Here is a 19,653-nt window from a genome sequence, read left to right as displayed (position 1 = left end):
GGCTCTTCGCCAGTCGTTGCCAACCTGATTTCAAACGCCGGCGTCGAACTCTCCGTCAAAGACGACGGCCCCGGCATTCCCGACGAGCACCGGTCGAGGCTCTTCGAAGCCTTCTTCACCACCAAGAAAGACGTGGGCACTGGGTTGGGCTTGTGGGTGGTAAAAGAGATCGTCGATCGCCACGACGGTACCGTGCGCGTGCAAACGAATACGAACGAAGATCACGGCACGACGTTTACGGTGTTTCTGCCGGCGATCGCGCAGGCCAGTTCGGCGAGCGCGCAGTAATTCAATTTTTGGTGACGAAAATCGAACTATTTCGGTGCCGCGACCTTGTCTTTTAGCAGGGTTCGGAATTCTGTTAGTTGCGCTGCATCAAATGCGCGTTTGGGAAGAATGTTGAAACACACCGGCGAGGTGTACAAGAGTACGTCATTTCGTGATTCGTAAGAGCGGACGTAGGTCTTCCATTCCGTGTCCGAACTACCGCCGTCCCATCTCGATCTGATCCCTCGGTCGTCGATCTCGACGGTTCGCGATCCCTGGACTCCAGGCTGTTTGCGGAATTGGTTCTGGCCTGACCAGATTGGTAGCAACCATATGAGAGCGGCCCACATTACCAGCAACCCATACGCTGGAACCAGGTTCAGGAGCGTCTCACGCCGGTGGTCAGCGACCGCACTTAAAATTGCAAAGAGAGCAAATACAACGACGATTGCTTTGAGAGTGCGGTAAATCCATCGCGTTACTGGACGTACTTGGCGATGAGCAACCAGCGCTTCCTGAAAATCTCTAGCTGTAAGTTGATATCGGATCTCCATCTACAGCATGGTCGCAAATTGCGGCGACACTCTCAATCGAAAAACTTACGAGTGTGACTATAACTCGCAATTTGCGGGACTTGGAACTAACCCATCGTCTATTGTCCCGCGGCCACCGTCGCTCCGCCGGCTACTTCTCTTGCGTGCGCCAACTCGGAACGTACTGGCGCGGCCTCTTTGCAGTTTTCGGCCAACTGCTTGTAGTAGCCGACAGCGACTTCATGCTGTCCGGCCATCTCCGCCGCTTTGCCGGCGCCATAGACGCCGTTGAAGCGGTTCGGATCGGTCTTCAGGGAAATTTTGTATTGTTCCAGCGCATCTGCCGGACGATTGAGTTCGAGCAGCATGTCGGCATACATTTCGCGGGCAGGCAGTTCGACTTCGCCCTTGCCGACTTTGTCCTGGTAGTCGATCACTTCCTTCAGCAGACGGAATGCTTCGTCGTTGTTGCCTTGCGCGTAGGCGAGCCAGGCGTGGGCTTCGTTTTTGTCAGTGTTCACGGGGGCGTGGGAATACTCGGGATGCGCTTTGTTTTCTGCCTCGATGGCGGCATCCACGTTCTTTACGGCTTCCTGAGCCTTCGCAACATCTTTCAAATGCCCTGCGCCGACGGCCTGCGCCCAATAGGTGATGGCTTTGAATCCGGGCTCCCCGCCTTCGACGGGCTGTAATGCCTCAGCGGCCTTCCAGTCGCGCAGCTCGAGCGCAAGCATGGAAGGGAAGTGCGCCTGCACGTAGTAATAGAACGGCTCGCGGCCGCGGCCATAGCCCTTGTTCTCCATGCCGACGGCTTCCTGCTCGGTTGTGCGGGCCTTGTCGTCCTGCCCGGTTTGCAGGTAGGCGTACATCAGGAAGTCCATGGGGTGGAGTTGGTAGTCGACCTCGTTGCCTTTCTTCGCGATCGCGATGGCGGCGAGGTTGGAGTTAATGGAGTCCTGCCAGTAGCCGACGCGGGCAAAGATGTGCGATGGCATATGCACCGCGTGCGGCGAGCCCGGCGCGATGCTCGCATACTTCTTCGCTGCGGCGACGGCGTCCTGCGCCATGTGCGGATTGTCGCTGGCGTGAATGATGTAATGCGTCACGCCCGGATGGTCAGGGTCCTTCGCCAGAACCTGGTTCAGGATTGCGACAGCTTTCTTCGGATTCGCGAGAGTTGTGTCGGTCGGCGGCTCAGAAGCGAGCAGCGAGAGGGCGTAGAAGACGGCAGCCTCCTCGTCGTCCGGATACTTGTCGTGCAGTTTGCCCATCGAGTCGGAGTACGCTGTCGCGCGCTCGTCCGGGGTCTGTTTTGACGGCTTGTAGTAGGCCTCAACGGCTTTCAGATAGCCGCTCTCGCGTGCGCTGGTATGCTTTGCTTTTTCGCCCTTCTGGATCATGGCCCAACCTTCGTTGAGCACATCCTGTTTGGGAGTGTCCCAAAGCTGGTGCCAGAGCGTCATGGCCTCGCCCCAATAGGCGATGGCGCACTCTGAATCCGCCTGTTCCGCCGCTCCAAACAACTTCTTTGCCGAGGTGTACTCAAACGAATGCAACGCCGCTACTCCGGTCTCGAATTGCGTTTGCGCCGCGGGCGAGCACGATGTCTGAAAGTTCACATGCCCGAAGTTCGTGGTGTGATCCACGCCATCGTCATGATGGTGCTTATGGACATCCTCCTGCGCGACAGCAGCCGAGCCCAGCGCCAGCGCAGCACAAATCGAAAGCGTAGCAATGCGTTTCATTTCTCACCCCAGAGCAAAGTAGTAGTGCCGAGAAGTTTATTACAAAATGTGGTGTCCCACCCTTATCCACGTTTTCTGTGGATAGGGTGGGGGTTTTGACGTTTGTTTTTCACGACTGAACCACTCCGACTTCCGTCGTTCCCACTTCCTGCTCCAATGCCAGAAGCAGTCCCTGGAACTCCGCCATGGTCTCGGCCCAGTTCGCTTGTGCGAAGGCGCGAGCTTCCTCTTCCGACGACTCAGGGAAGAAGCGGCGGTACAACTCCACCTTCTGCGACTCGCAGGCCTCGCCGAGGTAGAGCTTGTAATCAATGCGGCCCGGACGCAGCAACGCCGCGTCGAGTCCGCTGATGTCGTTGGTGGTCATCGCGTACACCACGTTTTCCGGCGCCGAGAAGCCATCGAGCACGTTCAACAAACCCGATAAGCTCACGCCCATCTTGTCGATCGCGCTCTTCTCCTTCGGATCGTCTGCGGTCTCACTTCGCGGTGCGCCGCCTGCTTGTGAACGCCGGGTGCTGGCGTTCATGCAGTCGATGTCCTCGAAGAGGATGACCGAGTTATCCGAAACCCAGTTCATCGCGGTCTTCAGCGTACGGTCGTTCAGTTCCGAGAGGTTCACGATGTACACCGACATCCCGAACCGCGCGGCCAACGCCGATACCAACGACGTCTTGCCGGTTCCCGGAGGTCCGTAGAACAGGTAGCCGCGATGGTAGGGAACACCCAACCGGCGGTAGCGGTCCCGCGACGCGCGGAAGCGCTCCAGGTCTTGAATGAGGTGTTCCTTCTCGCCCGGCTTCAACAGCACCGAGTCGAGCCGTCGCGGCCAGTAGGACTCAACGCGGTCCCAGCCGTCGTCGTACAGGTACAGGTACGACGCGGTGCGCAGCTTCTTCTTGTGGCACGCAACCACTTCGGCGACAAACTGCCGCAGCACCTGCTGGTCGCGTCCGATGGTCTCGATCATGAACGACTCCATGCGGCGCTGGTTGTAGCCCTTGGTGTTCTCGGTTCGCCAGAACCACACCCAGTACGGGCGCCCGCCGCGCATGAACCAGTGACGGCCCGGCGCCGGAACCATGGCAGCTTCCGCGCCACGCAGCGACGTATCGAGATCGAGACGACGCACGCGCTTCAGGAACTTTTGCTCGAGAAACCACTCCTTCACCCACGCGAAGGCCTGGTCGTCGTCCTTTACGGTGATGGACATGGTGGACTGCCGCATGATCCAGCTCCACAGTTGCGACGGCAACGAACGCAAAAACACGCCCACGCTGCCGAGGATCATCAGCAACAAGCCGCCAGACGCAAACTGGTTCTGGCCATCCAGAATTTTCTTCAATAGGTCGAACATCTGCGCACGTTTTCTAACCGGGTCGTTCCCGGTGAAAAAGAAAAGCCAAGTTGCCGCCCACGCGCGGACGCAACGATGCGTCAGCGTACGTAGAACGGAGAAGTTAAAAGGGACTGTGCGTCGGTTCGGCTAGTAAGGCCGGAAGAACGCCACAACATCCAGCGAAATGTTTCGCTGGACCTGCCCGAGAATCGCGTTTTGGTTGAAGACAGCCATGGGGGCGTCCTTTCGTAAAGTGGAGTTTTGAAGATGCCATGAAATGTGCGGAAGAGTCAACAGGGAAGTACTTTCGCGTAGCCCGAACTCCGCGTATCTTGTGTGATCGATGAGGTGTTGATTGGGCTACTACATTCGAGTACTTGGCACCAAGGTTGACGCGATACCGATCGACCTAATGCGTTCGGCTGCTGAACCTGCAGTGATCAAAATCGAGAAACAATCAAGAGAGGCGAACTGGACCCAAGTTGTCTTGTCGCATGCCGACGGCCAGGAGATAGCGCTCATCGAACGGAACGATGTTGTTAGTGGTGAACTTGGAGCGGAGGAAATCCAAGAGCTCATGGAAGAAGTCCAACAATACAAGCCCGCCTCGGCGGTTGCATGGCTACGAGAGTTTCTACCGCGAGTGAGGGTAATCTACGCTTTTCAACTCCTCAGCGGCACCGACGTCAATGACGGCTGGACTTCATTGCATGCTTTGTACTCGAAGATATGGAATCGTGCGGGTGGCATTCTTCAAGCCGATGGAGAGGGCTTTAGCGACGAAGACGGCTATACCATCCTTTGGCAATTCAGCGAAGATGCGACCGGAGAGTGGAACGTCGGTACGCGCCGCCCGGATGGAGGGTTCGTTCACTACGCGATAGAACTGGGGAATCCCAAGCATCGCTCCGCATTCCTGGAAGGTGAAATTCCAAAGGGAGTTAAGCTCGCCTAGCAGTCCAAGTACGAGCCACGAGAACCGAACGTGTCCGATGGGCGCTACTTTGACTTCACCGCGATCCCCATCACTTCATACCGCGCGCCAAACAAAAGCTTGTCTGTCCCGAGAAACGCGCGGGCGGGGAAGTCGCCTTTGAAATACGTTTTGTAGACGCTGTTGAACGTGTCGTAGTTGCCGAGGTCGGTGGCGAAGACCTGGAATTGCACGATGTCGTCCATGGTCATGCCGGCCTGTTCGACGACCTGCTTCACCTTGTCCATGGTCATGCGAGCTTCCTGTTCGGCGGTGACGGGGCCTTTGGTGTCGGGCTCCACGCCGGTGGTTCCCGCGATGTAGAGAGTGTTGCCGACCATTACGCCGCTGCTGAAGGGCAAGTGGCGCTCCTGCGCGACCTTTGACTTCAGGTGGGTGACGGTGGGTTGTTGCGCCCACACCGACAAGGTCGCCAACAAGACAGCAGAGATGCATGCAATCTTCACAGTTGTTCTCCAGGTCAATTTAGAATTGCGCGCAGATTGTATTGCATTGCGAGCGTTAGTTGCGCAATTACGCCAAACGGAAGCCAACAATGAGCAAGTACGACGAGATCAGTGCTAGTCCGGCCGCCGCAGAGCAATGGCTCGACCGGATTCGAAACGGAGAACAGACCGTTGCAGGACCGTCTGACTTGTTGTTCGTCACGGAAATTGCATATAGCCGGAGTGAGAATTGGAACAACTTGGAGTGGTCCGCGGTGCAGGTTCACGCCTTCGAGTTGATGGCCAATCTGTTTGCGGATTCGCGTTCCGACGGACTGCTTGATGCGATGCGCGTTCGCGCCCACCTTATTGCAAAACACGGAGCGCTCGCCGGTGATTCTCTGCGCGATACAGATTCGATTGTGGCCTGGTTCTTTGCTGAGCTTCCGTTCGGTATCGAAGCCGCGAAGCAGAAGATTTGGGCGTGGAAGGAAGGAGAGAGGGTTCTCGAGAACGCGAGCCCACTTCGACAAATTAGGCGCCGGCTACGCGTGCTCCAGGTTCTCCGCATGGCCGGGCACCTTTCCCCTCTGCCGGCGGAATTAGAACCTTGGTTCGCGATTGAGAGCGAGTTGGTTTGATGTGGCCGGGAATTCCGTCCCCTGATGGGGGCTCCAATGCGGCTAAGATACCGGTTCTTTCGTGGATTCGACGTGCCCACCACTCACGTGGTGGGCTATCTCGTTCCGAGCCTGTGGCACTGTGAGGCAATCCGCCGTTGTGACCTTCGCACAATCGCTTGTGATAACGGTCACTGCCCCTAACCTTGTCTCGTCCTACGCTTTACACGCCATGTCCATCATTGACTCCGCCACCAAGACCGTTGTCCGCGATTACACCGTTGAGGAACTGAAAGACCAGGCCGCATTAATGCGCGGCTACAACCTCGTCGCGCTTTGCGCCGCCGGTTCCGGCCACGCCGGGGGCACGCTGTCCATCATGGACATTACTGCCGCCCTTTATCTCAGCGTTGCCAATCATGATCCCAAGAATCCGAACTGGGCCGAGCGTGATCGCATCCTCTGGTCGGGTGGACACAAGGCGCCTGCGCTTTACGTGGGGCTGGCGTTCGCGGGCTTCTGTAACAAGGAAGAGCTGGTCACGTTGCGCAAGCTGTATTCGCCATTCCAGGGGCATCCGCACTGGCTCAAGCTGCCGGGAGTGGAAGCCTCGACGGGATCGCTTGGACAGGGACTGAGCGTGGCGGTGGGTTCGGCGCTGGCGTCGCGGCTGGACGGCCGCCGCAACAAAGTGTTCTGCATTATGGGCGATGGCGAGCAGCAGGAAGGGAACATCTGGGAGGCTGTGATGGAGGCCGCCCACTACAAGCTCGACAACGTGATTGGCATCATTGACGAGAACCGGCTGCAGATCGATGGCCCGGTTTGCGAAGTCATGAACGTTGCGCCGCTCGCCGATCGCTATCGCAGCTTCGGCTGGCTGGTGATCGAGTGCGATGGCCACGACATGGAGCAGGTGGTGAATGCGCTGAACCAGGCGGTGCGCAACGAAGGCAGCGGCAAACCGACTGCGATCATCGGGAAGACCGTCAAGGGCAAGGGCGTCAGCTTCATGGAGAACATCGCCGGATGGCATGGCAAGGTCCCGAACTTCGATGAGCTCGTGAAGTCGCTCAAGGAACTCGGCGTAGAAGAGAAGATTCCGTATCTCGCGCTGCTCGATAAGGCAAAGGGCTACCAGACCGAAGTCGAACGGAAACTCGACGCCAAGATGCCGAAGTTCTCGAAGGATTACTGGTGGAACACCTCGACCACCATGCAAGCTGCCATGAAGCCAACCCGGATGGGCTTCGGCGAGAGTCTCAGCGAGAACGGCAAAGACGAGCGCGTGGTCTGCCTCGGGCTCGACATCTCGGGTTCCATCACGATCAGCGAGTTCTACGCCAAGCATCCCGAGCGCAAGAACCGATGGTTCAGCATGGGCATTGCCGAACAGTCGGCAACCGCGGCGGCAGCGGGCCTGGCGCGTGAAGGCAAGCTGCCGGTACTCGGCACCTACGCCACATTTGCAGCCGCACGCAACCTGGACCAGATTCGCGTTTCGATTTGTTACGGCAACTTCAACGTGATGATCGCCGGTGCGCACGGCGGCGTTTCCGTCGGCCCAGATGGTGCGACACACCAGGCGCTCGAAGATCTCTTCGCGATGTGCGGTCTGCCAAACATGACGGTTGTGGTACCGGCCGACTCGGTCGAGACGCGAAAAGCTACAGACTTCCTGTTGCTGAAGCATGTCGGCCCGAAGTACATCCGCTTCGCGCGCGAGGCGACGCCGATCATCAGCACCACCGACACACCGTTTGAATTCGGCAAAGCGAACGTCATCCGGCTGCGCAATGAATCGAAGAACTTCATTGAGGCCTTCGCTACGGAACTCGCGGACGACTATCGCAACGAGAACGAAGACCTCTCGATCGTCGCTTGCGGACCGATGGTGCCTGAAGCGATGCGCGCCGCTTGGATCCTGAAGCAGGAGTTCGGCTACGAGACGCGCGTGATCAACATGCACACGCTGAAGCCGCTTGATCGCCGCACCATCCTGAAGGCCGCGCTCGATACCCGCGTGGTCATCACTGCCGAGGAGCACCAGATCGGCGCGCTGGCCTGGCAGGTTTCGCATGCCATCATTTCCAGCCCGGCGCTGTTTGATGTGCCGGTGATTACCGGCGCCATCGGCGTGAAGGACCGCTTCGGCGACTCCGGCGCCCCATGGGAGCTGATCAAGGAATTCGAGGTCTCCGCCGAGCACATTGCACAACAGGCAGCGGCCCTGGTGGCGCTGAAGAAGCAGCGCATCGAAGCCACGGAGAAGGAACTCGAGCCGACTCTCAGCCTTCGCTAGACGGGTATAATCTGGGGAATCTTTGCTCCTTGCATCGTTAGAGATTCCCCAACATGTCTGGGAAAAAGTTCCGAGTATTTGCCACCTGCGACATCGGAAAGCCCGCGCTGGAGCGCCTGCGCGCCGCCGGGTACGACGTCGAAGTCTATCCGCAGGCTGACCCGCCACCGAAGTCGCTGATCATCGAAAAAGTTGCGAGCGGGATCGATGGGCTCATCACCACGCTGCGCGACAAGATTGACGCCGAAGTCTTCGAGGCCGGCAAAGGTAACCTGAAGGTCGTCGCGCAAATCGCAGTCGGCTTCGACAACATCAACCGCGCCGACGCCAACAAATACAAAGTCCCGTTCACGCATACCGCAGACGTGCTCACCGAAGCCACCGCGGAGTTCGCATTCTTCATCATGGCCGCTGCCGCGCGCAAGCTCTGGACTGCCGAGCGCAACGTTCGCGATTTGAAGTGGGGAACCTGGCATCCATTCTTGCCGTTCCTAGGCGACGAAGTTACCGGCAAGAGCATCGCGATCATTGGCACCGGACGCATTGGCCTCGCGATGATCAAGAAGTGCTCCGGCTTCGACATGAACATCCTCTGCTACGACGCGGCTTATCAGAACCGTGAGTACATCAACTCCATCCAGAAGGTGATGGACCTGCGCCACGAGACCGGCATCCAGAAGCAGCGCACGACGATTCGTTACTGTGAATTGCAGGAAGCGCTGTCGTTCGCCGATTTTGTCAGCATTCACGTACCGCTCATTCGCGAAGGGGAAGAGGGAACGCCGACCTATCACCTCATCAACGACAAGACGCTGGGCTGGATGCGCTCAACCGCCATCCTGGTCAACACCTCGCGCGGCCCGGTGGTGGATGAAGTCGCCGTAGCGCACGCCCTGAAAGAGAAGCGCCTGGGCGGAGCCGCGCTCGACGTGTTTGAGAAAGAACCGCTGCCTGCCGACTCACCGCTGCGCGATCCGGAGATCGAAGATGTCTGCCGGCTGTATCCGCACTTTGCCAGCGCCGGCAAGATCACGCGCCTCGACCCCGACCCGAACAAAGGCATGGCCGGCCGCGTGGTGCAGGGTTTGATGGATGTGCTGGAAGGGAACTACGGTGCGGATATTACGAAGATGCCGTACGTGGTGAACAAGGAAGCGTTTAAGAGCTGACTGGCGTTTTGTTCACCACAGAGGCACAGAGACTCAGAGAATTTGGGGGCTTATCTAATCAGAAAGCGATGTGGGCACGCAAAGCGTTCGTGCGAGCGAATGCCAAGCCAGAAAACCTCTGTGCCTCTGCGTCTCTGTGGTGAAAGCGATGCCAGCAGTGACTCGAATGCTAGCGCTTCGCCATCGCGCCGACCATGCTCTCGAAGATGCGGAAGCCATCCGTCATGCCGAGTTCGTTCTCGCTGGCGCGCTCTGGATGCGGCATCATGCCGAGGACGTTGCGACCTTCGTTGCAGATGCCGGCAATGTTCTCGATCGATCCGTTGGGATTGGCTTCGCGGGTAATCTGGCCGTCGGGTGTGGCGTAGCGGAAGACGATGCGGTCCTGCTTCTTCAGTTCCGCGAGGGTCGCATCGTCACAGACGTAGTTGCCTTCCATGTGGCCGATGGGAACCTGCAGGACTTCACCCTTCTTCAGGCCCTGGGTAAACGGCGCGTCGGTGGTCTCCACGCGGATATTTACAGGCTTGCAGATGTATTTCAAGCCTTCGTTACGCAAGAGGGCGCCGGGGAGAAGGCCGGATTCGGTCAGGATCTGGAACCCATTGCAGATTCCGATCACCAGGCCGCCCTTATCAGCGAACTTTCGGACGGCTTCCATCACGGGCGAAAACTTGGCGATGGCGCCGGTGCGCAGGTAGTCGCCGTAGGCAAAACCGCCAGGGACGACGATGGCATCACAGTTTTCCAGGTCATGAGATTCGTGCCACAGGAAGGTGACGGGCTGCTTGGCAACCTGTCCCAAAACCCAGTGAGCATCGTGGTCGCAGTTCGAACCCGGAAAGATGAGAACGCCGAATTTCATGCTGTTTTCCCCGCTAAATCGAGTGTAGCATGTGTCCCCAATAAGCTCCCGTGACGTACCGGGGTCCACCAAAACTGCAAATCGTCTGCGTCTGTCCATCGGTCGCAGCATCCAAGTGGAAGGATGCCAGTGCGGCAACAGCTCCGTATTACCGGTCGCGCGCTGAAGCGCTGGTTTCTTGCGCAGTGCCTCGACTCCCTCATCGTGGCGGCAATGTGGTGGCTTGGTTTGGCGCTGCTGGGCGTTCCTTGGGCACCGCTATGGGCCTTCTTCGCCGCGATCTTCCAGTTCATCCCGCACATCGGCGGCGTCCTCACGCTGATCGGCCCGCTCGGCGCGACGCTACTGGAAGGCAACGGTTGGGAGGGAACCGCCTACGTCCTCGGCCTTTACGCCGTCGTCATGGTGCTCGACGGGTTCATTGTGCAACCGATGATCTTGAAGCGGACTGCCAGGGTGCCGGTGTGGGCGTCGATCGTGGTACCGCTCGTGATGGGATACTTCTTCCAGTTCTGGGGGATTTTGTTGTCGGCCCCGATGCTTGCGGTGTTTTTCGCATTGAAGGCACATCGGCAGGAATCGCGTCGGCAGTTGCAATCGTCGGTGCAGATTCTGCCACCCGCAGTGAAAGTGCACCGTCGCGCACGCGAGGTTCCGCCCGCGGTGATCGAAAGCTAAACTGATGCTTTCGATATTCCAGATTATTTCTTGATTATTATGGCGTTACGCACGAGCTTAACGAGCTCAGCGGCAGGCGTTGATTCTTTCTGAAAGTAATCTACCGCTCCCAATTTTTTCGCCTGCGAGCGGTCCTGCTCGGAGTTGTTGCCCGACAGCACGATCACGGGCGTGTCCTTCAACGCGGGTATCCCGCGCAACATCCGGAGAACCATCATCCCGTCGAGGCGCGGCAGCATCAGGTCGAGCAGTATGATGTCGGGCTTTTTGGATTGCGCGACACTTAATGCCTCCTCGCCGGTGGCGGCGGTGAGCACTTCAAATCCTTCTCTCTCGAAGACAACCGTTGTTGCTTTGAGAAAGAACTTCGAGTCTTCGACGAGAAGTACCTTAGGTTTGCTCACCTTGGGTTTGTTCATGGTGCCGACAGTGTAGCTGGGAATGGAACCATTTTGCGCTCTCTACGGTGACCGGGCAAGAGATTGTTGACTCGTATGGGAACGCGACTTACGCTGTCCCGTTTGCGGAGACTTAATTGAGCCCAGATCCCAACAACCCTGGTAGCCGCGCCGCGGAAGGCACAATGGCACGAATCGGCCTCGCACTTGCATCGTGGAGCGAGCGTTGGTTTCCTGACCCGTTGGTCTTCGCGCTACTCGGCATCCTGGTTGTATTCGTCGCGGGCATTGCGCTGCATGAATCTCCAGCAAAGCTGGCCGTCCAGGGCGGCAAGGCTTTCTGGATCCTGGTTCCATTCACCATGCAGATGGTGATGATCATCATTGGCGGACACGTCGTGGCGACCACACCAATCGTTACTCGCCTAATTCGCTTCCTTGCAGGCCTGCCGACGAACGGCCGAAACGCTGTCGCGATGGTCGCGTTGTTCTCGATGCTGACTTCGCTTATTTCCTGGGGCCTGAGCTTGATCTTCAGCGGGTTGCTGGTGCGCGAGATGTCGCGGCGGGTGAAGGGCATGGATTACCGCGCCGCTGGCGCCGCGGCGTATCTCGGACTGGGAGCGGTGTGGGCGCTGGGATTGTCATCGTCGGCAGCGATGATGATGGCTACGAAGTCGGCGATCCCGCCGGGTTTGCTCGCGATCAGCGGCCTGATACCGTTGCGACAAACGCTGTTCTTGTGGCAGAACCTCGTGATGGCCGTGGTGCTGATCGTGGTCTCGGTGATCGTTGCTTATACTTCGGCGCCATCTGAAGCGAATGCACGCGGGCCGTACGATGGTTTCGAAGGTAAAGGGACGGCGGTCCTCAGACCGATAATAACTGAGCGCACGCGTCCGGGTGAATGGCTGGAGTACAGTCCGGTGTTGTCCGTCCTGGTTGCAGCGTTGTTGCTGTGGTATGTCGTGGATGTCTTCCGCACTTCGCCGCAAGGCGCGCTGACGGCGCTCGATCTGAACACCTACAACCTGATTTTCCTGACTGTCGGATTGCTTTTACATTGGCGGCCGCGCAATTTTGTACGCGCCGTGTCAGAGAGTGTCCCAGCGACCGGCGGCGTGCTGATCCAGTTTCCTTTCTACGCCGTGATTTTCGGGATGATCGTCGGCACCGGTATTTCGACCTGGCTGGCGGACCTTTTCGTGCGGGCGACGACCCACGGCACCTATCCGCTGCTGGTGGCGCTGTATTCGGCGATCCTCGGCGTGTTCGTGCCTTCCGGCGGCAGCAAGTGGGTGATCGAAGCGCCGTACATCATGCAGGCAGCGAACCAGCACCAGGTGCATCTGGGATGGGTGGTGCAGATCTACAACGCCGCTGAGGCGCTGCCGAATCTTGTGAATCCGTTCTGGATGCTGCCGCTGCTCGGAATCCTGCGACTGAAGGCTCGCGATCTCGTGGGCTACGGCATGCTTCAGATGGCGGTTCACGTCCCGATCGTGTTCTTCCTGTGCTGGTGGTTCGCACGCCACATGGCGTACGTTCCCCCGGTGCACTGAGCCGCGTCACTGAAGTCGCGTACTGTTCCTGCTACTTTCGAAGAGCGTCTTCATCAAATTTGTACGAGGTGAGCTTTTGCAATCGAGGAAGCTTGGGAAATCCGATCTGTTGGTCGCACCGCTGGCGTTAGGTGGCAACGTATTCGGATGGACGGCCGACGAGGCCATGTCCTTCCGCCTGTTGGATGAGTTTGTTGATTCCGGATTGAACCTGATTGACACCGCCGATTCCTATTCGATATGGGTTGCGGGCCATGCCGGTGGCGAGTCCGAGACGATCCTGGGTAAATGGTTCAAGCGCAGCCGCAAACGCAATAAGGTCGTGCTCGCCACGAAGGTCGCGTCGCCGATGGGAGAAGGGAAGAAGGGACTGTCGCGCAGGTACATCCTCGAAGAAGTAGAGGAATCGTTGCGCCGCCTGCAGACCGAGCGTATTGACCTCTATCAATCTCATCGCGACGATCCCGATACGCCGGTGGAAGAAACTCTTGGCGCATACGCCGATCTCGTTAAGCAGGGGAAGGTACGCCACATCGGTTGTTCGAACTTTACGGCGGCGCGGATCGAGGAATCGCTGGCGGCCAGCGGCCGGCACGGGTTTCCCGAATACGTCAGCCTGCAACCGAATTACAACCTGCACGATCGTGAAGATTACGAGAAGAACCTCGAGCCAACTGTGGTAAAGCACGGACTCGGCGTGATTCCGTATTTCTCGCTGGCCGCGGGATTTCTCACCGGTAAATACAAATCGAAAGAAGAGACAGCAGGCGCAGCGCGCGGAGGAATGGTGAGCAAGTACTTCACTGAGCGCGGCACCCGCATTCTGGCGTCGCTGGAGAGAGTCGCGAAAGAGCATCACGCGACGCAGGCGCAGGTTGCACTGGCATGGCTCATGGCTCGCCCCAGCATTACAGCGCCGATCGCAAGCGCGACAACCCAAGAGCAATTGCGCGAGATCATTGCTTCCACGCAACTAAAATTAGGTGAAGCATCGATTGAAGAGTTGAACCGAGCCAGCGCTTACTGACATCGAATTGTCTATGTTGCAACCGAGGATCACGTTGTTCACGCGCCCTGACTGTCCGCCCTGTGGATGGCTGAAAGATTGGCTGCGCGAGCGCAATTTGGAATTCGAAGAGTACGACGTGAGCGTTGACAAGATTGCGGTGTTCACGCTGGTGCGTAAGTATCGGAGCCAGTCGACGCCTACGCTAGTGATCGGCGAAGGCGAAGAGGATGTGTTGATCGGTTTCGAGCCAGAAAAGATCGAAGCCGCTATCGACCGACATCGGCCGGACCGGTAGCGGCTTCAGACCTCACTCTCTACAGCTATTCCGACAATACGTCGTAGTTCCAATTAATGAGCGCGCGTTTGGGCCGTTCTTTCAGCGGCCCGAGATTCACCGTTTGTTCAACGCTGTTGTTTCCACGAACGCCGATGGAGCCCAGCCTCGGCACATGGCCATTCGGCAACTCGATGTAAACCGGAACAATCATGTCGAACGCATCGTCCACCTTTGACTGCGTCAGTTTGAACTTCAGCAGCGTCGTGCCATTCGGTCCATCCACAAAGGAAGACTCGAAGCTATAGGCCGGCAGCGCCGTTCCGTAGACGTATTCGTTGAAGAACCAATCCATGGTGTGGTTGCCGTCCACGTCCATACCCTGCGTCATGTACTTCTCAACCGCCGTCTTGAAGTCTTCAGTGGAAGCCACGTTGTTGTAATGGGTCTGCACGAAGTCGGTCATCATCTTCTGGAACAGTTCGTCGCCACTTTTCGAGTTCCACATCATCATGCGGACCATGTGCAGGATGTAGGCGCCCTTCGGATAGATCAGGCGCCGCGGCACGTCGTAGCCGGTGCGGCCATTCAGCAGACGATATCCGAGCGTGACCGGGCCGACGTCGATCGGCCGCACGCCTTCCTTGTTCTTCTGCACGAGTAGCTCGTGTTCATCCGACCAGAATTTGCGGAACTCATCGGGCTTTTTATTGACCATCTGAGTGTAGATCGAAGCCGAGCACTCCGCGAAGCCCTCGCTCATCCACTGATCGCGATACGACTTAAAGCCGACGGCGTGTCCCCACCACTGGTGCGCCACCTCATGCGAGGCGACGATGCGGAAGTATCCCTTGGCCTCGCTCATACCGAGCTGATGTCGGACCGTGGTGTCGAAGAAGTAGGTGATGGGCAGGTAGACCAGCCCGGGCCACGCCTGTCCGTAGTTGCTGGCCGTCTGCTGGGTCATCGCAAGCCGCTGATACGGAATGGGTCCGAAGTACTGCCAATACAGATCCGTGGCCATCTCAGCCTCGGCAAGCGCCTTGGGCCCGAACGAGCGGGTGTCCATTGTGCCGAGTGTAGCCGCGGAACCGTGGGAACCATCCAGTGACATGCCGGGCTCGGCAGCATGTTGGATCGCCTGCACAATGTCGGGCGGGTTGATGTTGGTGTAAGACTCAATCTGGAAATTGTTGCGCGTCTTGAGCTGAGCCTGGTCCTTCTTGAATCGGCCGAAGTTGAACCCCGCCACCGCCTGCGGCACCGCGCTCTTCCACACCGAGACAGCCCAGCCGTTTTCTTCGCCGCTGCTCACTGGTATGCCGGTGGCAACCATGGTCATCCCCTTGGGGATGTGGAATTTCATGTCGTAGGTTTCGTATTCGCCAAACGGCTTGTTGGGATACCAGTTATCGCGGGCGAGGGGATAGTAGTTGTCGCCGCCTTCGTTGCGGATCGCGTCCTTGCCGCTGTAGGTGGTAACGATGTCGAACTTCTCGTTCATCTTCAACGCGTGCGGCAAGACGACATAGAACTGCGCGTCGTGTTCCTTGTCCTCCTGCATGAAGTGCATGGCGTTGCCACTTGAGTCAACGACCTTCGAAACTCGCAAGGTAGTGAAAAGTTCAAAGCGCACGACGTTCAGTTCATCGTTGTTGGAAATGATCGTGGTCTTCACCACGCCATCGAGCTTGCCACTCTTCTCCATCGTGGCGTCGATGTCCTGGTGCTCAATGAAAAACGTGTCGTTCTTCTGCGTGCCCTTCGCAGTGTGGTCCATGTACTCCTGCGGAAGGTAGTAGGCGGTCCAGACGCCGCCGTGCATTTCGTCGTAGACGGTGACGGCCACTTCTTCGGGAGCTACGTCCAGTGGCGGCGCTTCCAGCGGATCGATCGACGGCACGCCATGCGGATCGACTACAAACAGCATCTTGCCGCTGTAGTGCTTGCCCTTGATCATCGCGAAGAACAGCCCGCCGGGCTGCTGTGCCATCACGTCTTGCTGGAGACGCCCGTAAAGGTTGTAACGCAGCGAGTCGCGGAGCCGTTTGCGGGCGTCGCTTAGAACTCCAGCCGGCGCGGGAGAACTGTCGGGCTGTCCGGCGGCTTTGACTTCGTCGTAGGTATTGTCGGTGAAGAAGAGCATCATCTCGTCGAAATGCTCTACGAACTCGACATCGCGTGAGAAAAGGCGAAGTTGGCGTTGCTCGGAGGGCGTCGGCGGCGTTACCGAGAGTATGCCGGTGCCGGTGAAGGCCAAGCCGATATGTTTGTTATTCACAGGGCCAAGCAGCCATATTTTGCCATCGAGCTTCAGCGTCGCACCACCGCGCTTCAGCAGCAGGTTCTGGACGGAATAGGCTTCCTGCCCGAACCCGCCGGTGCGCAAGGCCTGGTAAATCGGGTGGGCATTCGGGGCAAATTGCGCGAAGAGGGTGGAGCTTACAAGGCAGAAAAAGAGGACGCAACGGCGCACAAAGGGGATCGACATCAGGACTCCCAATTTCAGAGTAGCTGCCTGAATTTACCTTTGAAGACCGGAGTTTTGAAAGTACAAAATGGCACTTAAGAGTGCTAATTGGCGCGAATAGGGAATAACCCCCGAGACTACTTCTTCTTCTGGCTCGAGGGGCTCACTCCGTACATCGTTCCGCGACAGGTCTTTGCTCCGCAGTAGCAGGGCGCTTCTTCCTCGCCATCGTAAAGATAGTAGTCGTACACGAGCTCTTCGCCGGGCTCGATGTCGCGCATGGCCTGAATCCAGATCTGGTCGTCGTATTCCGCGGTTTCGCAGTTCGGATCGCACGAGTGGTTAACGAACATAGCCATGGAATGGCCATCAATTACCTGCGTTCCGTCCCCAATGCCGAAGAGATAGGTATCTTTTCGGTTTTCATAGACGATGTCGGCCGCTTCTTTGGAAAGGCGCGGACCGTCGTATTCGAGGATGAGCGTGCCCTTTTTGATCGCCTGGGTTGAGAAAACGCCGGCGGCATGAATGCGGGAGCTGCGGATGATTGCGAAGTGCGAGTTGCGCTTGGGATTCTTCTTCAAGGGAAACCTATTCGGGGACGGTGCAGCCATGCTTGGCGACGTGATGCTCGATAACCGCGGCGGCGCGCGCGATGCGGCGTTTCAGATGATCCGCGGAGTCAACGTGGTGATGACGCGTCGTGTCGCGACGATCGCCGGTAGCTGCCGACCTCGACGTCTGGCGGATTTCCTTCATCTGCGCTTGCAGCTTCCGGATGTTCGTCCGAAGTTTTTCGAGTTCCTCGCAGGGCATGAGGAGCAGTATAGCGAAATCTATTCGGAGACGGCGATCGCGTCGGAGACGGTGACAGCTGCGGTCCCCGAGGTACGCACACTGCGATCGAACCGTCCGGTGCCAATCATCTCGAGGACGTAGGTCACATGGAAGGTGCCGGGGAACTTGGAAGCGTGAAAAGTAGCCGATTTCGAAGACGAATGCGGATCGAAAAGGATGTAGCCGAATGGGCAGTCGGTCACGGGGACGTTTCGCGTGGTGCGGATATCGAAGGCACAAGCGTCGTGCGAGGTTTGCTGCGTCTCCTCAATGCGCCAGGTGCCTTTCTGGAGGCCGGAGTATCCGCTGACGGTTGCTGTCATTACGAGGGTTTCTTCGGGCCGCACCGGTTGTTCTCCGGTATTCACGTCAACCCGTACGGCACTGGAGGCACCCGACCATGGATCGTTGGACCGCTTGTGTTCGCACGAAGAGAGAACGATTGCGACAACAGCGATGCCGAGGATTGCAAAGATGCGCATGCGGAATATGTGTCTCGGATAGAACGATAAGACCGAATCCCGGGATGGTCAGTGATACAGGTCACGCTCCGCTGTTGCATGATGTTGCGCGACTCAAAGCGAGGTGAGTTATGCGGTGGATATTAGTTGCATGGATGCTTCTATGGTGCGTGGCGTTTGCGGTGGCGGGGGATGCAACGCAGAGCGCTGCCGACCAGGCATTTGCAAAGTCGGATTGGCCGCAGGTGATTGCTCTCTACGGCTCGAAGGCCAAATCCGATCCGAACGATGCGCAGGCATGGTATCGGATGGGACGCGGCCTTGAAGAAACCAAGGAATACGCGCAGGCGCAGGACGCCTTTCGACACGCGGCAGAACTTAAATATCCCATCCCAACGGTCTGGGTGCACCTGGCGGCAAATGCCGCGGCCGCCGGACATCACGAAGACGCCCTGAAAACGCTGGAGTCCATGGCCGGCAACGGCTTCGCCTTCCCAAAGCTAATTGAATCGGAGGAGCGCTTCGCTTCCGTTAAAAGCGACCCTCGCTTCGGCGCCGCACTGCAGAAGATTGACTACAACAGCAGTCCCTGCGACGACCCTAGTCATCCGGAGTTTCGCCAGTTTGATTTCTGGGTCGGCGAATGGAATGTGTTCGATCGTCAGCAGGGATACCAGGTTGGCGAGAGCAGCGTGCAGAAAATCATCCACGATTGCGTGATCTATGAGAACTGGACCGGATGGCTCGGCCCCATCGGGAAGAGCTTCAACAAATACGACGCGACCTCCAAACAGTGGGAACAGTACTGGGTGGACGAAGGGCCGACCCGCCAGTTCTACGAGGGACACTACGACAACAAGCGCATGCTCTACACCTCCGCCTTCACCAACGCGCAGGGCCAGCGGGTGATGTCGAGACTCACGTTCTTCGATCAGCCGGACGGCAGCGTGCGGCAGTTTCTCGAGACCTCGAACGATGAAGGGAAGACCTGGCAGGTGGGGTATGACTTTGTGTATCGGAGAAAGTAACTTCTATTGCAGCGCCGCGCTGTCAGCCGTGGCCTTTTTGTCCTTCTCCATACGGATCACACCGGACTCGTCCGTGAAGAAAAAGCGATTGCTGTACGGACTTTTTGGATGAAGTGGTTCGGCACTGATCGTATATCGGGTGCGCTTGCCGACAGCCCCTGAGTTTGCCGCGTACGCGAAGCGATAGGCGCTCTTTATCCCTGCACCGAGAACGGGATCAATCTGCCAAGGAGCGTCTGTCGGCTGAGTGAGTTGAGAGATACTCGACGGATAGCCTTCCGAGGGATGTGCTTTGGCGTATTCGCGCAACGCGACGCTCAGAGTTCGCACCGAGGCGACAGCACTCATCTGGGTGTGTACCGCTCCTTGATGCGAGAAAACAAAACCGCACGGCGCCAACGAAAGCACCGCCAGAACTGACCACGCCAGCGCCCAGATTGGCGTCCGACTCTTGGCGCGACCGTGTGAATTCGCCTTCCATACGCACAGGGCAACCACGGCCGCGGCTAGAGCAACAAGCGGGAGAAAGGGCATCCCACGGAGGACAGCAGTTGGGGATGCCTCCCACGGGAAAGCAAGGTAATCGTTGCGATAAAAAACGAGCAACTCTACGAGGTACAGAGCGGAGAGGCCGAGGCTGATGGCGGCGATGGCTTTCGCTGCGCGCACGTCGTTAA

General features: G+C 57.9%; 21 protein-coding genes. 10 read left to right on the top strand and 11 right to left on the bottom strand.

What is annotated here, in order from left to right:
- Nucleotides 1–24 precede the first annotated feature (24 nt).
- A complete protein-coding gene (locus tag ACID345_RS26325; protein WP_083763722.1) occupies nt 25–288 on the top strand; it encodes an ATP-binding protein in 264 nt (87 codons plus the stop codon).
- Nucleotides 289–314: 26 nt separating this feature from the next.
- On the opposite strand, the gene ACID345_RS27510 is transcribed toward ACID345_RS26325, so the two are convergent.
- The 3 genes from ACID345_RS27510 to ACID345_RS11545 all read right to left on the bottom strand — a co-directional run bounded on the left by ACID345_RS27510 (nt 315) and on the right by ACID345_RS11545 (nt 3,902).
- Nucleotides 315–617 carry a YcxB family protein gene (locus ACID345_RS27510; RefSeq protein ID WP_408609945.1) on the bottom strand — a complete coding sequence of 101 codons (303 nt, stop codon included), beginning with the start codon at nt 615–617 and terminating at the stop codon, nt 315–317.
- Nucleotides 618–919: 302 nt separating this feature from the next.
- The gene (locus ACID345_RS11550) at nt 920–2,545 is read right to left on the bottom strand and encodes a tetratricopeptide repeat protein (protein WP_011523044.1); all 1,626 of its coding nucleotides are present in this window, start codon (nt 2,543–2,545) and stop codon (nt 920–922) included.
- Between the two features lie 109 nt (nt 2,546–2,654).
- The gene (locus tag ACID345_RS11545) at nt 2,655–3,902 is read right to left on the bottom strand and encodes an AAA family ATPase (RefSeq protein WP_011523043.1); all 1,248 of its coding nucleotides are present in this window, start codon (nt 3,900–3,902) and stop codon (nt 2,655–2,657) included.
- A 337-nt stretch (nt 3,903–4,239) separates the two neighbouring features.
- Here ACID345_RS11545 and ACID345_RS11540 point away from each other — a divergent pair, with 337 nt between their 5' ends.
- The gene (locus ACID345_RS11540) at nt 4,240–4,839 is read left to right on the top strand and encodes a hypothetical protein (protein WP_011523042.1); all 600 of its coding nucleotides are present in this window, start codon (nt 4,240–4,242) and stop codon (nt 4,837–4,839) included.
- A gap of 44 nt (nt 4,840–4,883) precedes the next feature.
- On the opposite strand, the gene ACID345_RS11535 is transcribed toward ACID345_RS11540, so the two are convergent.
- The gene (locus ACID345_RS11535) at nt 4,884–5,324 is read right to left on the bottom strand and encodes a RidA family protein (protein ID WP_011523041.1); all 441 of its coding nucleotides are present in this window, start codon (nt 5,322–5,324) and stop codon (nt 4,884–4,886) included.
- Nucleotides 5,325–5,413: 89 nt separating this feature from the next.
- On the opposite strand from ACID345_RS11535, the gene ACID345_RS11530 reads away from it, so the two are divergent.
- From ACID345_RS11530 to ACID345_RS11520, 3 genes are all read left to right on the top strand, one after another.
- A complete protein-coding gene (locus ACID345_RS11530) occupies nt 5,414–5,944 on the top strand; it encodes a hypothetical protein (RefSeq protein WP_011523040.1) in 531 nt (176 codons plus the stop codon).
- 211 nt (nt 5,945–6,155) lie between these two features.
- Nucleotides 6,156–8,225 (top strand): transketolase, encoded by a 2,070-nt coding sequence (locus ACID345_RS11525; RefSeq protein WP_011523039.1) that lies wholly within the window; start codon nt 6,156–6,158, stop codon nt 8,223–8,225.
- Between the two features lie 53 nt (nt 8,226–8,278).
- Nucleotides 8,279–9,394 (top strand): NAD(P)-dependent oxidoreductase, encoded by a 1,116-nt coding sequence (locus ACID345_RS11520; protein WP_011523038.1) that lies wholly within the window; start codon nt 8,279–8,281, stop codon nt 9,392–9,394.
- Between the two features lie 169 nt (nt 9,395–9,563).
- On the opposite strand, the gene purQ is transcribed toward ACID345_RS11520, so the two are convergent.
- Nucleotides 9,564–10,259 carry a phosphoribosylformylglycinamidine synthase subunit PurQ gene (gene purQ / locus ACID345_RS11515; protein ID WP_011523037.1) on the bottom strand — a complete coding sequence of 232 codons (696 nt, stop codon included), beginning with the start codon at nt 10,257–10,259 and terminating at the stop codon, nt 9,564–9,566.
- A gap of 129 nt (nt 10,260–10,388) precedes the next feature.
- Between purQ and ACID345_RS11510 the strand changes: the two genes are divergently transcribed.
- The gene (locus tag ACID345_RS11510; RefSeq protein ID WP_011523036.1) at nt 10,389–10,937 is read left to right on the top strand and encodes an AI-2E family transporter; all 549 of its coding nucleotides are present in this window, start codon (nt 10,389–10,391) and stop codon (nt 10,935–10,937) included.
- A 23-nt stretch (nt 10,938–10,960) separates the two neighbouring features.
- On the opposite strand, the gene ACID345_RS11505 is transcribed toward ACID345_RS11510, so the two are convergent.
- Nucleotides 10,961–11,356, bottom strand: a complete 396-nt coding sequence (locus ACID345_RS11505; RefSeq protein WP_011523035.1) for a response regulator — start codon at nt 11,354–11,356, stop codon at nt 10,961–10,963.
- A 116-nt stretch (nt 11,357–11,472) separates the two neighbouring features.
- Here ACID345_RS11505 and ACID345_RS11500 point away from each other — a divergent pair, with 116 nt between their 5' ends.
- The 3 genes from ACID345_RS11500 (at nt 11,473) to ACID345_RS11490 (ending at nt 14,201) form a co-directional block, all read left to right on the top strand.
- Nucleotides 11,473–12,897: a short-chain fatty acid transporter gene (locus ACID345_RS11500; protein WP_011523034.1), complete on the top strand. Its 1,425-nt coding sequence runs from the start codon at nt 11,473–11,475 to the stop codon at nt 12,895–12,897.
- 76 nt (nt 12,898–12,973) lie between these two features.
- Nucleotides 12,974–13,924, top strand: a complete 951-nt coding sequence (locus ACID345_RS11495) for an aldo/keto reductase (RefSeq protein WP_011523033.1) — start codon at nt 12,974–12,976, stop codon at nt 13,922–13,924.
- A gap of 13 nt (nt 13,925–13,937) precedes the next feature.
- On the top strand, nt 13,938–14,201 hold the full coding sequence (locus ACID345_RS11490; protein WP_011523032.1) for a glutaredoxin domain-containing protein: 264 nt from the start codon (nt 13,938–13,940) through the stop codon (nt 14,199–14,201).
- 25 nt (nt 14,202–14,226) lie between these two features.
- On the opposite strand, the gene ACID345_RS11485 is transcribed toward ACID345_RS11490, so the two are convergent.
- The 4 genes from ACID345_RS11485 to ACID345_RS11470 all read right to left on the bottom strand — a co-directional run bounded on the left by ACID345_RS11485 (nt 14,227) and on the right by ACID345_RS11470 (nt 17,969).
- Nucleotides 14,227–16,671 (bottom strand): M1 family aminopeptidase, encoded by a 2,445-nt coding sequence (locus ACID345_RS11485; protein ID WP_011523031.1) that lies wholly within the window; start codon nt 16,669–16,671, stop codon nt 14,227–14,229.
- A 116-nt stretch (nt 16,672–16,787) separates the two neighbouring features.
- On the bottom strand, nt 16,788–17,234 hold the full coding sequence (locus tag ACID345_RS11480; protein ID WP_228370766.1) for an SET domain-containing protein: 447 nt from the start codon (nt 17,232–17,234) through the stop codon (nt 16,788–16,790).
- A 7-nt stretch (nt 17,235–17,241) separates the two neighbouring features.
- A complete protein-coding gene (locus tag ACID345_RS11475) occupies nt 17,242–17,466 on the bottom strand; it encodes a hypothetical protein (protein WP_041855644.1) in 225 nt (74 codons plus the stop codon).
- 20 nt (nt 17,467–17,486) lie between these two features.
- Entirely contained in the window at nt 17,487–17,969 is a 483-nt protein-coding gene (locus ACID345_RS11470; protein ID WP_011523029.1) for a hypothetical protein, read from the bottom strand.
- A 110-nt stretch (nt 17,970–18,079) separates the two neighbouring features.
- On the opposite strand from ACID345_RS11470, the gene ACID345_RS11465 reads away from it, so the two are divergent.
- Nucleotides 18,080–18,976, top strand: coding sequence for a tetratricopeptide repeat protein (locus tag ACID345_RS11465; protein WP_011523028.1), 897 nt, complete (start codon nt 18,080–18,082; stop codon nt 18,974–18,976).
- Nucleotides 18,977–18,979: 3 nt separating this feature from the next.
- Here the strand turns inward: ACID345_RS11465 and ACID345_RS11460 are convergent, their stop codons facing one another.
- The gene (locus ACID345_RS11460; RefSeq protein ID WP_148210089.1) at nt 18,980–19,645 is read right to left on the bottom strand and encodes a hypothetical protein; all 666 of its coding nucleotides are present in this window, start codon (nt 19,643–19,645) and stop codon (nt 18,980–18,982) included.
- Nucleotides 19,646–19,653: the final 8 nt, after the last annotated feature.

It is taken from the genome of Candidatus Koribacter versatilis Ellin345 (genome assembly GCF_000014005.1).
Lineage (GTDB): Bacteria > Acidobacteriota > Terriglobia > Terriglobales > Acidobacteriaceae > Korobacter > Korobacter versatilis_A.
Note: the sequence above shows the minus strand (reverse complement) of the source record. Positions and strands in the feature narration are given on the sequence as shown.

Coding starts and splice junctions, on each gene's coding strand:
- ACID345_RS11550 (WP_011523044.1), bottom strand. CDS start 2,545: ATGAAACGCATTGCTACGCTTTCGATTTGTGCTGCGCTGGCGCTGGGC.
- ACID345_RS11520 (WP_011523038.1), top strand. CDS start 8,279: ATGTCTGGGAAAAAGTTCCGAGTATTTGCCACCTGCGACATCGGAAAG.
- ACID345_RS11475 (WP_041855644.1), bottom strand. CDS start 17,466: ATGCCCTGCGAGGAACTCGAAAAACTTCGGACGAACATCCGGAAGCTG.
- ACID345_RS27510 (WP_408609945.1), bottom strand. CDS start 617: ATGTGGGCCGCTCTCATATGGTTGCTACCAATCTGGTCAGGCCAGAAC.
- ACID345_RS11505 (WP_011523035.1), bottom strand. CDS start 11,356: ATGAACAAACCCAAGGTGAGCAAACCTAAGGTACTTCTCGTCGAAGAC.
- purQ (WP_011523037.1), bottom strand. CDS start 10,259: ATGAAATTCGGCGTTCTCATCTTTCCGGGTTCGAACTGCGACCACGAT.
- ACID345_RS11530 (WP_011523040.1), top strand. CDS start 5,414: ATGAGCAAGTACGACGAGATCAGTGCTAGTCCGGCCGCCGCAGAGCAA.
- ACID345_RS11525 (WP_011523039.1), top strand. CDS start 6,156: ATGTCCATCATTGACTCCGCCACCAAGACCGTTGTCCGCGATTACACC.
- ACID345_RS11545 (WP_011523043.1), bottom strand. CDS start 3,902: ATGTTCGACCTATTGAAGAAAATTCTGGATGGCCAGAACCAGTTTGCG.
- ACID345_RS11490 (WP_011523032.1), top strand. CDS start 13,938: ATGTTGCAACCGAGGATCACGTTGTTCACGCGCCCTGACTGTCCGCCC.
- ACID345_RS11465 (WP_011523028.1), top strand. CDS start 18,080: ATGCGGTGGATATTAGTTGCATGGATGCTTCTATGGTGCGTGGCGTTT.
- ACID345_RS11485 (WP_011523031.1), bottom strand. CDS start 16,671: ATGTCGATCCCCTTTGTGCGCCGTTGCGTCCTCTTTTTCTGCCTTGTA.
- ACID345_RS11470 (WP_011523029.1), bottom strand. CDS start 17,969: ATGCGCATCTTTGCAATCCTCGGCATCGCTGTTGTCGCAATCGTTCTC.